The 14,240-nt window shown below is 43.5% G+C and carries 13 protein-coding genes; 4 read left to right on the top strand and 9 right to left on the bottom strand.

Going from position 1 to position 14,240, the window contains the following annotated elements:
- Window positions 1–4 precede the first annotated feature (4 nt).
- Both EZE20_RS20585 and EZE20_RS20580 read left to right on the top strand, forming a co-directional pair.
- Window positions 5–982, top strand: a complete 978-nt coding sequence (locus EZE20_RS20585) for a formylglycine-generating enzyme family protein (RefSeq protein WP_228713926.1) — start codon at window positions 5–7, stop codon at window positions 980–982.
- A 51-nt stretch (window positions 983–1,033) separates the two neighbouring features.
- Entirely contained in the window at window positions 1,034–2,371 is a 1,338-nt protein-coding gene (locus EZE20_RS20580; RefSeq protein ID WP_132121276.1) for a Gfo/Idh/MocA family protein, read from the top strand.
- 60 nt (window positions 2,372–2,431) lie between these two features.
- Here the strand turns inward: EZE20_RS20580 and EZE20_RS20575 are convergent, their stop codons facing one another.
- The 3 genes from EZE20_RS20575 to EZE20_RS20565 form a co-directional block, all read right to left on the bottom strand.
- On the bottom strand, window positions 2,432–3,373 hold the full coding sequence (locus tag EZE20_RS20575; RefSeq protein WP_165933541.1) for an FAD:protein FMN transferase: 942 nt from the start codon (window positions 3,371–3,373) through the stop codon (window positions 2,432–2,434).
- 277 nt (window positions 3,374–3,650) lie between these two features.
- Entirely contained in the window at window positions 3,651–4,730 is a 1,080-nt protein-coding gene (gene aroC / locus EZE20_RS20570; RefSeq protein WP_132121272.1) for a chorismate synthase, read from the bottom strand.
- 6 nt (window positions 4,731–4,736) lie between these two features.
- A complete protein-coding gene (locus EZE20_RS20565; protein WP_132121270.1) occupies window positions 4,737–6,146 on the bottom strand; it encodes a BatD family protein in 1,410 nt (469 codons plus the stop codon).
- Between the two features lie 97 nt (window positions 6,147–6,243).
- On the opposite strand from EZE20_RS20565, the gene EZE20_RS20560 reads away from it, so the two are divergent.
- Window positions 6,244–6,450, top strand: a complete 207-nt coding sequence (locus EZE20_RS20560; RefSeq protein ID WP_132121268.1) for a hypothetical protein — start codon at window positions 6,244–6,246, stop codon at window positions 6,448–6,450.
- Between the two features lie 94 nt (window positions 6,451–6,544).
- Here the strand turns inward: EZE20_RS20560 and EZE20_RS20555 are convergent, their stop codons facing one another.
- The 6 genes from EZE20_RS20555 to EZE20_RS20525 form a co-directional block, all read right to left on the bottom strand.
- Entirely contained in the window at window positions 6,545–8,263 is a 1,719-nt protein-coding gene (locus tag EZE20_RS20555; RefSeq protein WP_132121266.1) for a tetratricopeptide repeat protein, read from the bottom strand.
- An 81-nt stretch (window positions 8,264–8,344) separates the two neighbouring features.
- On the bottom strand, window positions 8,345–9,301 hold the full coding sequence (locus EZE20_RS20550) for a PstS family phosphate ABC transporter substrate-binding protein (protein ID WP_132121264.1): 957 nt from the start codon (window positions 9,299–9,301) through the stop codon (window positions 8,345–8,347).
- 232 nt (window positions 9,302–9,533) lie between these two features.
- The gene (locus EZE20_RS20540) at window positions 9,534–10,355 is read right to left on the bottom strand and encodes an energy transducer TonB (RefSeq protein ID WP_132121260.1); all 822 of its coding nucleotides are present in this window, start codon (window positions 10,353–10,355) and stop codon (window positions 9,534–9,536) included.
- 33 nt (window positions 10,356–10,388) lie between these two features.
- Entirely contained in the window at window positions 10,389–10,982 is a 594-nt protein-coding gene (locus tag EZE20_RS20535; protein WP_132121258.1) for an ExbD/TolR family protein, read from the bottom strand.
- 38 nt (window positions 10,983–11,020) lie between these two features.
- A complete protein-coding gene (locus EZE20_RS20530) occupies window positions 11,021–11,638 on the bottom strand; it encodes an ExbD/TolR family protein (RefSeq protein ID WP_132121256.1) in 618 nt (205 codons plus the stop codon).
- Window positions 11,639–11,686: 48 nt separating this feature from the next.
- Complete coding sequence (locus EZE20_RS20525) at window positions 11,687–12,523, bottom strand: MotA/TolQ/ExbB proton channel family protein (protein ID WP_132121354.1); 837 nt, start codon at window positions 12,521–12,523, stop codon at window positions 11,687–11,689.
- 985 nt (window positions 12,524–13,508) lie between these two features.
- On the opposite strand from EZE20_RS20525, the gene EZE20_RS20520 reads away from it, so the two are divergent.
- The gene (locus EZE20_RS20520) at window positions 13,509–14,204 is read left to right on the top strand and encodes a helix-turn-helix transcriptional regulator (protein WP_199879929.1); all 696 of its coding nucleotides are present in this window, start codon (window positions 13,509–13,511) and stop codon (window positions 14,202–14,204) included.
- Window positions 14,205–14,240: the final 36 nt, after the last annotated feature.

The raw sequence follows: 14,240 nt of genomic DNA, 5'->3' as shown, positions 1-14,240 counted from the left end.
ATGGATGATTCCGGGAGTTGCCGTACTGTTTAGCTCCACCGTTTATTCGCAATCCAAACCTGAATCCTATTCACAGGCAGTGCCGGGAAGCAATTTAACGTACGATATGGTAGCTATTCCGGCCGGGGAGTTTAAGATGGGAAGTCCGGCTACGGAAGCTGGGCGCAACGACGATGAAGGACCTCAGCATCAGGTAAAACTTGATGCTTTCTGGATGGGAAAATATGAAGTAACCTGGGATTTTTATGACCTGTATGCTTTCAAAAATATGGAAACCGAGATGGCCAATCGCTTTCCTGACCCCGGAAAAAGCGTAGCCAAGACCGACGCAAGCACTCGCCCAAGTCCGCCCTACGTAGATATGTCGTTTGGAATGGGTCGCTCAGGCTATCCGGCCATAAATATGACGCAGTATGCGGCCATCAAATTTTGTAAATGGTTGTATGACAAAACGGGTGTTTTTTACCGGCTCCCTACCGAAGCTGAATGGGAATATGCCTGCCGGGCGGGCACTACCACCGCCTATTCATTTGGAAACGATGTGGCCCAATTGGGCGAATATGCCTGGTATAGAGACAATAGCGATGCCAGCTATAAGAAAATTGGCACTAAAAAACCAAATCCCTGGGGCTTACACGATATGCACGGCAATGTAATGGAATGGACGTTGGATCAATATGCATCTGACTATTACACCAAAAAAAGCAAAGGGGAAGTGAAAGAGGCTTTCGCTCCCGTTACTGAGCTGTATCCAACCGCTGTACGGGGTGGTTCCTGGGACGATGAAGCGCCCGTAGCCCGGAGTGCTGCACGTATAGCTTCTTCGGCAGACTGGAAGGTACTGGACCCTCAGCTCCCGAAAAGTGAATGGTGGATGACAAGTGCTTCGTTTGTTGGTTTCAGGCTGGTAAGACCCCTGAAAACTCCTACTCCCGAAGAGATTGAGGTGTACTACAATCCTCCGCTCATTGAAGATTATTGATTAATATTTTTTCTTGTACATATTCTTAAACGCTTATAACCTTACAATACAATGGATCAAAAACGACGTGATTTTTTAAAAGCAACCGGACTCATCGCCGGGGGCATTGCCCTGAACCCGATTTCTTCTTTTGGCTATAACAGTCAGGTAGACGACACCATCAAAATTGCCCTGATTGGCTGCGGAGGACGAGGCACCGGAGCGGCAGCACAAGCACTCAGTACCAAACAAAACGTAAAACTTGTAGCGATGGCCGATGCTTTCCGTGATCGCCTGGAAGATTCTTACAAGAGCCTTTCTTCCAAAAAATATAAGGACGGATCCGGTAAAGCAGTAGAAGCATCAGCAAAGATTGACGTACCCGACGACCGTAAATTTGTTGGTTTTGAAGGATATAAAGAAGCTATTGCTCTGGCTGACGTAGTGATTCTGGCAACTCCTCCCGGTTTTCGGCCTCAGCACTTTGAAGAAGCAATTCGCCAAAACAAACATGTATTTATGGAAAAACCCGTAGCTACAGATACGCCCGGTATCCGTAAAGTACTGGAAGTTGCCGAAATAGCTAAAAAGAAAAAACTAAACGTAGTAACAGGCCTACAGCGGCATTATCAGCCCAACTACCGAGAGGCTATCAAACGCATTCAGGATGGCGCCATTGGTGATATCATTGGCGGACAGGTCTATTGGGTGAGTGGGGGAGTTTGGGTAAAAGAGCGTCAGCCCAGCATGACCGAAATGGAATACCAAATGCGTAACTGGTATTACTTCAACTGGCTATGCGGTGATCATATCGTGGAGCAGCACGTACATAATATTGACGTAGCCAACTGGGTAAAGGATGCTTATCCTGTACAAATTCAGGGAACAGGCGGTCGGCAGGTGCGGACCGACAAGAAATATGGTGAAATTTTTGACCACCACATGCTCGATTTAGTCTATGCCGACGGAACGTGTATTTCCAGCCAATGCCGCCATTATGAAGGTACGTACAGCCGGGTAGACGAAGCTTTCGTAGGGACCAAAGGCCGCATCGACAGCTTTGCCAATAATAACACCGTTTTGAAAGATCATAAAGGTGGGGTTATTTACAAGCATGAAGGCAAAGGCGACGGTAATCCCTACCAAATTGAGCACGACGAATTGTTTGAGGCAATTGCCAAAGGCGAGTACAAATTTGCCGATGCTGAGCGTACCGCCAAAAGTACGATGACTGCTATTATGGGACGTATGGCTACTTATTCGGGCAAGCTTGTGAAGTGGGACGAAGCTATGAATTCAGACATCAGCTTATTCCCGGATAAAATTGCCTGGGATGCCATGCCAAAAGTACTGCCCGATGAAAACGGAGTGTATCCTGTGGCAGTACCAGGAAAAACCCGTGTAATTTAAATTTCAAAATTTGCAGGAATACAATCCGGCGATTGGGAAAACTCCTGGTCGCCGGATTTTTTATGGAATAGACTTCCACTCTTCCTGCTTTCCATCACGAATTTCCAGAAGCCATACCTTTGCTTCCGGGAATCGCCGGAGCATTTTTTTGCTTTTTTGGATACCTGCTACGCTACAAGCCGTAGCCAACGCATCTGCCAAAGTACCGTTTGGCGCCACGACTGTAGTTCGCACATGAAAACGAAGTCCTACACCGGTCTTTGGATTCACAATGTGTGAATAGCGTTTTCCTTCGTGTTCCAGATACCGATAGGTTGCTCCCGAGGTTGCAACACCCACGTTAGCCAATAAAAGAATGGCGGTAGAATCGCGCCCGTTTCCTGACGTAATTTCCACGGTCCAGCCTGTTTTTCCAGGCGGGGGATCGGCTAGTGTGAGATCGCCCCCGGCATCGATTAAGGCAGAGGATATGCCTTCCTGCTTTATTATTTTCAAGGCTTCGTCAGCCGCAAATCCTTTGCCGATCCCGCCAACGTCCAGCCGCATGCTGGGTTTGGTAAGCATTACCTGCCGATTGCGTTTACGAAGACGGATGTACTTATAGTTGACCGCCTTCCGGACGTTTTCCAGTTCTTGCGGCTCAGGAAAGTGGTTGCGCCGCAGGGCGCGGCGCCAAAGCTGAACCACAGGCCCTACCGTTACGTCAAAGGCACCCTGAGTTTGTCGGCTTATTTTTCTGGAAATTTCCAGAATTCGAAATAAGTCATCACTTACTGCCATCCACTCTTTTTTACCTGCCGTGGCCGAGAGCCGGTTTATTTCACTACCATCCCGGTAATCGCTCAATCGTTCATTCAGCTGTTCAATTCGCACAAAGGCTTTGCGGGCTGCCTCCTGCGCTACTGAGTCCGATGAGGAATACAAGACAAGCTGAAACGGCGAGCCCATCAACATCTTTTGAAACTTATACCGTTTTGCCTGCCCATAGCCAACTGACGGCAAGTAGATTAGAATCCAGGGAAGACTTATACAATAAAAAAAGATGGCTTTGTGTTGATGCCGTCTGATTTTCAACTTAGCAAACAAACGGGTGAAGCTGACTTTTTTCAATGCATTTCTCATCCTGACTTTCGGCATGCTGATTGTTTTGACAGGAGTAGTTTTAAAAGTTGAGGCAAATCCCTACTCACAAAGTGTCATTTTTATTGGCCTTGCGGTAGAGTTTTTAGGCACTCTGTGGTTCGTTTTGAGTCTTTACAGGCGTCGTAAAAATATGTAGTTAAAGCTGATTGGCTTTTTGACGCAGATAAAAGTCGGCCATTACCAGCGCAGCCATTGCTTCTACAATAGGTACCGCCCGGGGTACTACACACGGGTCATGCCTTCCTTTTCCCTGTACAATCACTTTTTCACCCTTCTCATTCAGACTCTCCTGATCCTGCATGATGGTCGCTACGGGCTTGAAAGCTACTTTGAAGTAAATATCCTCTCCATTTGAAATTCCGCCCTGCACACCTCCTGAATGATTGGTTTTTGTACGTACCCGCCCATTCTCGTCCGTATAGAATTCATCATTATGCTCAGACCCTAATTTCTCTACGCCATCAAATCCGCTGCCATACTCAAATCCTTTTACGGCATTGATACTTAGCATAGCTTTACCCAATTCGGCATGTAGCTTATCAAACACGGGCTCACCGAGTCCGGCAGGACTTCCCTGAATGACACACGAAACTACCCCGCCAACCGAGTCTCCCTGTTTGCGGATAGTATCAATGTAGTCAAACATTTGCTGCGCAATTACCGGATCCGGGCATCGTACGGCATTTTCCTCCGCTTGTTCCAGAGAAAGGGTGGAATAGTCATTTTCCAACTTTATTTTACCAACCTGCGACACATAGGCCTGAACGGTAACTCCCAGCTTTTTGAGCAGCAATTTAGCCACTGCCCCTGCGGCCACCCGGGCGGCGGTTTCACGGGCGGAGCTACGACCGCCCCCCCGATAGTCACGGGCTCCGTACTTTATCTGATAAGTATAATCGGCATGCGAGGGACGAAATTGCGTCGAAATGTGCGAGTAATCCTTGCTGCGCTGATCCTGATTGCGGATAACGAGCGCAATAGGAGTTCCCGTAGTTTTTCCTTCAAATACCCCCGACAGCACTTCAAATTCATCAGCTTCGCGTCGTTGTGTAGTGATACGTGATTGACCCGGCTTTCTGCGAGTTAGTTCGTGTTGAATAAAATCAGTATCAAATTCAATCCCGGCCGGGCAGCCTTCCAGCACAACGCCAATGCCAATGCCGTGTGATTCGCCAAAGGTGGCGACCTTAAATATTTTTCCGTAGGTACTACTCATTTTAATCTATTTTCTAAAAATCCAAATCATAATTCCCAGCAAGCCAATAACTACCATATTGGTTAGTGTTCTGACCACTGACTGAAAGTCCACATAGGGTCGGGTAGTATCCAATTGCTCAATGTTTTCATAAATTGAGTCAGAGCCTTCGCTCGACAAACTTACAGTTTTCAGGTTTTCTCCAACCACGTCAATTACTCCGACTGAGCGTAGCGTATCATACCGTGCTTTTGCCGGATCAAAGTATATCCATTGAAAAAAACGACCCAAAGGAAATTGTCCTTTTTCCTTGGCAACAATCAAGTAGTCAAACGTTTTTTCTCCCCGTACCGTAACATAATTTCTTTGGATAGTCTGACTTAAATCCGGCGGATAAAAATCGAACGATTTACTTGTCGGAACTTCCGGGGCTGTAATTGCTGCAAGATTTCCCTCTCCGCTGATTGTAAACTGATACCGAAGGCTCTCCCCGGATGATACCTTTTTTTGAGTTAGTTTTTCTCGAAGCTGATAAGTCCCGACGGCTATTTGGTCACGCTGAGGATGCGGGGGAAGTGGTTTTACAAGCACCCGAAACGCCCGGGAGGTAAATGTTTGCAGCCGCTTTTTATTACTATCGTTTCCTTTTTGAGCATCTGGAATCAGCATATCCAGTGAAAGGCTGGGAAACTGTACAGATTGAAGGGTAAAAGGAAAAAGCATGGCCTGATAAAGTAAGTATTCGGAATACTTTCGACCATTAATCGTTACTTCCCGTTGAATGACTTCTTCGATTCCGACGTTTTCTTCCCAGCAGGTAGCCGAACGTATTTTCTTCAACAGACTTTGCATCTGTCTGTCGAGCTGGTAAAACTCCATATTGATAGGCGCATTTTTAGCCACATATAGTGATAGCCGAACAGCGAAGCCTTCCCGAATATAGACGGTTGATTTAGAAGTTTTTAGGGATAAAAAAACATCCTGAGCACTTGCCTCATCTGTCTCAGAAATTATTTCAGATTGTTCCTGAATACTTTCAGTAGAATTCAGATCTTTCTCTCCTTTTTTAACTAGTAAAGTTAGTTCTTCTGCTTTAATTTTCAGGCCATCTACTGTTACGGTAAACGATGGAATCACGAGTTCTCCTTCCTCTTTGGCGATGTATTGCTGGCTGATCGTTTGAATCAAAACCGTAGTTCCACCGACCGTATTGGTTATGCTTGTGGCAGAAGCACTCCTTTTTTCCAGCCCTTCCAGTTCAGGAAATGTAACGAGTGGCCGATTTTTATTGTTCTTAACTACAACTGATAATACAAAAGGCTCATGGAGAGCAAGAATTTTTTTTCCTGTTTCTATTGAAATATCCCGTCCGCCCGGTTGCTGAGCGAGCGCTGAGAAATAACACAAAAAAATATATATAAAAACATATAATTTCATTTCTGAAAATCGTTCTATACGTTGGTAAAGTAACTCTTTACTTTAATAAAAATAACTAGAAGTAACTTCATCCTAAACCGCAAAACTACGTAATACTATGGCCTCAATGCTGGAATACATAAAAATTATTCTGCAAAAAGTAAGTTTTGATCGCAGATTATTTGAAAAAGAACTTCGTAAAGCAATCCGAATGCTCATGCCAAACGAAGTAAAGCGGTTAAAAGTCTGGTGCTACGAGCACTATGGCAGCGTTCATTTACCTGTTTTGAACAATTGTTTTACTGTATCTGACTTAACTCTATAAAGTACCTGTTGATAGTCTTGATTCTTTTTACGAAGAAGGCCCCGGGAAAATCCCGGGGCCTTCTTCGTATATAAGCTTTGTTATTAAGGCTAGCTTACTTCTGTTTGTTGGTCGAATCTGCCGGTACGGCCTGAGCCACACCAAGGGCTTGCTTAGCCGCCTGATTGTTTGGGTCTATTTGAAGGAGCTTACCCCAAAGTTCTTTTGCTTTGGCTTCATCCTTCATCGTCGTTTGGTAGTAGAAAGCCAGATAGCTATAGGCTAACCGAAGATAGCTTTTGTACTTACTTGCATCATCTTTCTCGGCGAGTTCAATAAATTTCTCATAGTGAGGAGCAGAGATTCCCTTATCAATATTTTCCTGCCGATCATAAGCATTATAGAGTGCGCTTGCACGCCAGTAATACCCATAGGGCCATTCCGGTTGTAATACGCTTACTTTCGTAAATGCCGAATCTGCTTTCAAATACGTTTCTCTTTTTTGTTGAGCAAGAGCTGCGCTATCTGCGGTGGCAGAGTCAGGTACGGAAATTGCCTGTGCTCCCTGAAAATAAGCAAGTCCCATTTGGAAATAATCGTTGGTAGTTGCTTTGGCAGTATCCATACCAACTCCCTTTACATAAGCAGTTGCCGCTTTTTCGTAGTCTTTATCTTTATAATAGATCCCGGCAATTTCTTTAAAGGTTGTAGCAGCTTCTGTGATGTTGGTATCCAATTCCGCACCTTTCATCAGATATTCCATCCCTTGCGGAGTATATTCTTTTTCGGTTGCCATTTTATTGTACGCCCGTCCAAGGTATTTATAGTCATCCGAAATCACCTTTTCTGGTGCTTCTTTCAGAAATCCTTCCAGATTTTCAATGGCTTTCTCCATATCGTTGGTCTTGTAGTAAGCCCAGCCGTACATACGCTTCGTGATCGGATCATTGATTTTTCCTTTGATACCTTCCAGCAATTCCAGAGAGCGGCTGTATTCGTCAGCAGTAAAGGCAAATTGAGCAGCCCGCAAGACGGTCTTAGGATCGTCGTTTCCGCTTTTTTGAATGTATAAATCAAAGTTCTCAGCTGCACGCTTGTACTGACGGGCAAGGAAGTACAATTCGGCAAGATCCTTATAGGCTGGCGCAAAATCAGGGGAAGCTTCAATTGCTTTTTTATAAAAATCCAGTGCCTGATTATAGTTTTTTCCACGGAGGTATACCTGCCCAATTTTATTGTTTGCTACGGCATAGTTTGGCTTGGCGGTCAAAGCATACTCATACGATGTTACCGCAGGACCTCCTTCATTGCGGGAAAGCAAGGCATCACCTTTTGCCAAATAAGCATCTGCCAGCGTATTATCACGTTTGATGGCAGCATCCAATAGACGAATGGCTTCGGCAGGATCATTATTTTTTTCAAATAATGTATAGGCCTCACCCGCCCGGAAAAGAATTTGAGCATCTTTCCCACGCGTTTTCTTTTCGGCGTTGGCGATAATTTCCTGTGCTTTGGCTTTATCTCCTTTACCGATTGCCACTGTTGCCAGCCCTATTTGATTCAGGTATTCTTTCTCATCCAGAGCAGCACCTTTTTCAAACGCCTTTTGAGCTTCATCCAGCTGATTTGTGCGGACATAGAAGTAACCTAAATTGTATAGGTTTTCAATGGTTGGAGCACTTTCTGCCAGTTTGGTAAAGACTTCTTTCGCTTCTTTTGTGCGTTCAGCATTCAGATGGTCAAAGCCCTCCTGAGCAGTTTGGGCAAACGCCGATACAAGCGAAAGCAAACTCAAAGAAAGTGTTCCAATTAAGTTTTTTAATTTAGTGTTCATCTCTTAACCGGTTTGAAAAAGGAATAAAAATTTGGTTTGTACTAGTAAACAGTTTCAAAGATAATAAATTGTAGGCCAACCCTAAAAATTTTGTTTGGTTTGGACCTCAACATCTCTGGGGTATGGAATGGTGGGAACAAGCCCCATTTTTTCAATAACAAGCCCTCCGACGTCTCGGGCAATATAGGTCATTAGCCCACCGCCAAGGCCCGAAAACCCTTCTCTACTAACAATATAAATAAAACGTGCCAATGGATATTTGCCTGCTCGCAGCTGCCGCTGAAAGGGCTGGGCGTAATCGGCAATTGAGGTCGGTTGACTTTTTTCTGAAATGCCCATAACCCGCAAGCCTTTCGAGAGTTCATGAGTCAGCAAGGCATCTCCATCGCTGAGCCAGTTTACTCCGATAAAGCCAATCGCAGAACGATTCTCGCGTACGTGAGCAATTGCTTCTTCGTTAGAGTTAGATGTATACAAAGGGAGTTTGGTCACATCTTCTACACCAAACCGTTTCAGCATAAAATTCAGATTGCTGGAATTTGAGTTATCAAATACCAAAGTAATGGCCCCTGAGTGGCTACTCCCTTTCAGTTGCGACCAATCTTTGATTTGGCCTTTGAAAATCGCTTCCAATTCTGCAAGAGTAATCAGGCTATCCTGATTAGCGGTTGAGGTAATTAAGGCAATTCCATCAATCGCAATTTTTTGTTCCTTGACGCTCCCTTCCTGCTTGCTGATAATTTCTTTTTCCTGTACTGTTAGCACTCGACTTGTGAAAGCGATCCGGGCACTATCTTTTAGCAATGCCAAAATAGCTTCCTGTTCAGGTTTGTAGCTGACTATAAAATGCGCATCGGGATAAATGCCCTCATAGGCAAGCGTAAGCGCATCAACCAAGGGCTGAAAAGATTCATCGGAAGATACCTGAATAGTACCTTGACGGGGATTATCCAAATTCCCTGAAGTACAACTCCAAAGAAGCAAAAACCCACCAACCAGGCAAACATTCGTACGTATTTTTCTGAATCGTGCTTTCATACCTTTTTTAGTTATTCTTGCCTAAATTCTCGTGCCCGATATCCCCGGTAAATTCCATATGCGATTAAAGCAACGGCAAAAATATAGCGTGCTGTACTACCCGCAGGCAGGAATCTAAAAGACAAGGAGGAGGTGATCAAGTAGATCCCTCCTCCTATGTAAACCAGAGCCATGAACATCGAGGTAATAAATCCTATTTCCTGATGAAATGGTCTTTTTTTCATAATTTACTTTACTCGAGTTGGAAGTTGATCGGCAGGTTGTACTTAACCCGAACCGGACGGCCCGACTGCTTTCCGGGTTTCCATTTGGGCATTGTTTTTACAACCCGCATAGCTTCCTCGTCACAACCGAAACCTAGTCCTTTCAAAACAGAGACATCCTGAATACTGCCGTCAGTATTTACCACAAAGGTGAGAAATACTTTACCCGAAACATTGGCCCGGGAAGCCGCACTTGGATACTTAATGTTTTTACCAAGAAACTTATACATTTCCTGAATCCCGCCTGGAAATTCTGGATTTTGCTCCACAACGGTAAAGATTTGTTCTTCAACCTTTGCTTCAACTACGGCTCCCTTGCTGGGTGCTGCAACTGCTTCCGGAGCAATGATAATTTCCTCTGCGTTAGGATCTCCTTCCTGAGTTTTATCCGCAGCAATGGCTACTTCGAGTTTCTCAACGGTCGGAGGAGGTGTTTCGATGGGTACCTCTTCATCTTTTTTAACTTCCGGGGGCAAAAACTTAACGGTTTCTACCTTTGGTTGCTCAACTGGTGGCGGCGGCGGTGGTGGTGGTTCAGCAGGATCAATGGGTGGTGGTGGAATTTTCATCAAATCCACATTGACCATTACTTCCTGTGAATTATCCTCTGTAAGGAACTTATCAATTAATGTAGGGGCAAACATTGCCAATACAAAGATGGAAGCTCCCATCAAAGTAGCGCGGTTTACTACACCCCGATATTCCTGACGAAGAGGATATGCACCATACGCCTTATTACGATTGGCAAACACTATATCATCCAGTGTTGCATTCGGGCTATTTTCTGCCATGGCGTTTGATTTAAAAAATGTTAAATAATAAGATTAATTTTCGTCCTCAGGACGTGGAGTTACTTTATCTCCCAATAGTGCCTTCTCTGTATCGGTCAGGAAGTCTACCATTGCGTACCTTTTGGTTTTGGTAATCGCCATTTCATCCAATATATCTACTACATTCTTATAGGTAGATACTTCGGTTGGCTTAATTACCACCACAAAGGGCAGGTTTCCTTCCTCATCTTTTTCGAATTGAGAGTTAACACGTGTCTGTGCCTTAAATACCTCACTACGAAGCTCAGATCCAAAGCGAACTTTTTTCAGCTGATCTTTGGCTTTATCGTCATCAGCAGCGATACCATCCAACAGATATACATCATCGTTACGACCGAGGAATACAGTCAATACCTTGGATGCTTTCAAAGGTTCTGTTTCCTGCTCTTTCTTATCTTCCTGTTTATCAGGAACATTCAGAGTCATAGAGGTTGGCTTGCTGAGGGTTGTGGCAAGCATAAAGAATGTTATCAGCAGGAAGCCCAAGTCTACCATCGGGGTCATATCTACCCGGGTCGACAATTTTTTGGCCCTTACCTTACCATCACCTTTGCCTTTACCACCACCGGATTCTACTATTTCTGCCATCTTATACTGTACAATTTACAGGTGAATCTCTATTTCTGTTAATCAACTTTCCAACCTGCGGGCGGTTCTTCCGCATCGGTGATCAGGTTAAATCGGTTGATATTCTGCGATTGTAAGTTTGCCAATACGTTTTTGAACGTAGGAAACTTCGCTGAATTATCCCCTTTGATCGCAATTCGAAGCTTAGGATTTGCCTGACGGGCAGCATATACCCAATCAGCCAATTCGCTTACTCCGGTTGAATCCGTCGGGATACCCGGTTGTTTCACGGTTCCCATTTCCGGTCCGGCCAAGTCAAGCCATCCTTTCAACTGAGCCAATGGAAATCCAAAGCTTGCCTGATTGGAGAACTTTTTCTTCTGCGCATCCGTAAATGTCAGCCCCTTGGAGGTTGCAATGTTTTCAAGCATTGCTACACGATCCGGTTGGGCATCTACTCCAAAAAACACCTCACCTTTATTTCCGATACTGATCATCATAATATCACTATCGGGCACCTTAATAGATGAGATAGACGATGGAGTGTCAATCTCTGCAGCCTCCTGTGATTTAAACGTGGCGGTCATGATAAAGAACGTAAGCAATAGGAATGCAACGTCGGTCATCGCCGTCATGTCAATCGTAGGTGGATGCTTCTTAGGTCTTACTTTTGCCATGGCAATATATAAGTTTTTTTTATATTAACGAAACAATACTATTAATTATTAATAGTGAGTAGCAAAATTTTGCTGAATACTCATTCCTATTTCGTCAATGCTGTATGTCAGGTCGTCAACTTTACTGTTCAGATACGCATAAGAGATGGTTGCAATCGCAGCCGTTCCGATACCTAAACCTGTGTTAATCAAGGCCTCAGAGATACCCGTTGCTAGAGCGGCAGAGTCAGGAGATCCAGAAGCACCAAGCGCTGCAAAAGCCTTGATCATACCGATTACAGTTCCTAGAAGTGCAATCAGGGTAGAGGCAGAAGCAAGCGTTGCGATAATCGTCAGGTTTTTCTGAAGCATTGGCATTTCAAGCGTAGTAGCTTCTTCGATTTCTTTTGACAAAGCGGCCAATTTTTGCTCTTTGTCCAGATCGGTATCCGTTGTCAGCATCTTGTATTTTTCAAGACCTGTCTTGATTACATTTCCGATAGAACCTTTTTGCTTGTCGCACTCCTTGATAGCTTCATCGATTTGGTTCTTGTCCAACAGGCTTCTAACCTTGCGAACAAAACCATCGATGCTTGCAGTACCACTTGCTTTGCTCAGGGTGATCAAACGCTCGATCGTAAAAACAAGAACAATCAGAAAACAGGTCATCAGAATCGGTACAATGGGTCCTCCTTTGTAAACAATCCCATAATAATCACCTGGCTTAGGTCCTTTTTCATGATCCCCATCAATGAAGTGTTCGGGGGCGCCCAGAACAAACATGTAGATTACAAGAGCAATCGCAAAAAGCAAAGGAATTACCCACGCTGGATTCAACAATCCTCCTTTACTTTTCTTCGGTGCAGCGGCAGCCTTAGGCGCCGGCGTCGTAGCTTTCTTTTCCATCAGACTTACTTTTAAAGGGTTAATTAGATTTTGGTTGTTAAATAAAGAAAAATTTTGAGCAAATGCTTTTTGGTAAAATAAAATTTTGGTTATGGCGCAAAACGCACCGTACAAAAGTATGAGTTTTCCTTTTAAAATAAAGCAAGTGAATATTCAGTTTTTTTATTCTTTTTTAAAAACTCAAATATTAAATTGTACTTTTCTACGGTTTATCTACTTTTTGCTCCCCCCCAAATTTTCATTTATTTTGTTAGTAAACAGAGACTTACAAAATAAATTCACAAAAAATAAAATTGTACTATTAATTATTGTCACACATACATTCTCCTTCCTTTTGTAGAATTCGAGCGGAAAAATAGAGCCTTACTTACACAAAAGCAAATTTTATTTGGAGTAGCAGTCACATTCTATAATTCCTCAGCGGAAAGCATGCCCCAGGTATCTTTATACTCACTAGTATTCGTCACCAATTTTGTCAGAACTTAAAGTTCATTCTTTGCACATTTATCTAATTCTTTGGTACGTACTTTCTTACGTTCAAATACTTCAATAAATATTTATTTCAACATTTTCTAAAAATCTTTCTGTTTAGTAACTCTTTTTGAACTAAACTACTAATTACCTAATTTGCAAATATTCTAAATCGAGACATTCAGACACTTATGGGTGGTTGCGAGTCTTCTGTTCTTTTTTGATATACATTTATGATAATCCGGCAGTGTTTACTTTCCATTTGCCAAAGGAATCAGTTTATTAAATTTTTTAAGATCTCATCAAAACAGCACAAATTTCTTCCTCTGTCTAGATTGGCTATTTTCCACAAAAAAAATTTATATTTTGCAGGATTTACATATAAAATCAACTCAATATTGATCTTTTTAGTATTTTTCAGGAATACATATTCCTAAAATTAGTATTTTTGTGTCATATAATATGATTTACTTTTGTTATAATTCAATATATATAGTATATATAAAACATACAAATGAAAGAAATTGACACCTCCATTCAGAATCGTCTCAAACAAGTCTTTGAGGCACTTGGGATTACCATCTATCAGATTGCCAAAGATCTTGACGAAAATTCTTCAAAATTTTACAACATTTTAAACGGTCGCGCAAAGCCCTCCTACGATACAATTATCGGAATTTTGAATCATTACCCACAAGTTAGGGCTGATTTTTTGCTTCGGGGAGAGGGGCCCATTCTTAACGAAGGCGTCCAAACCAACGCGATCCTGTCGACCGAAGAAACCTCTTACGTAGAAGTTCCATATGTACCAATCAAATTTCACGCAAGTTTTGTAGAGAGTTATACCGACAGTTATCGGTTTCAGGACCTGGAAACTTTCCGAATTAGCAAAGATCTTGTAAAGAACCTGCGTGAACCGGTAATTCTTGAAATTTCAGGCAACAGCATGAGCCCGCAGCTTGTGCACGGTGCGCGCGTATTGGCGGTTCCGCTTGATCCCGGCGACTGGATTTATCAGTCCGGCGGCGTATTTGCTGTGATTTACCGTGATTTTTTTGTGGTCAAGCGGATTCGGGAAAACGATATTTTAACCAAACATTACCTCACTCTTCACTCCGACAATCCGATGGGAGGGAGCGTAACGGTACCTTCTGACGAAATCCGGGGAATATGGCGAGTGGCAAATATTGTAAGTGCGCCCGTTGAGTGAGTACCCACGGTCGGTCCGGGTTTCGTAGCTTTTCCT

The organism is Arundinibacter roseus, from assembly GCF_004348825.1.
GTDB lineage: Bacteria > Bacteroidota > Bacteroidia > Cytophagales > Spirosomataceae > Arundinibacter > Arundinibacter roseus.
This window is presented reverse-complemented; position numbering and strand designations above follow the sequence as displayed.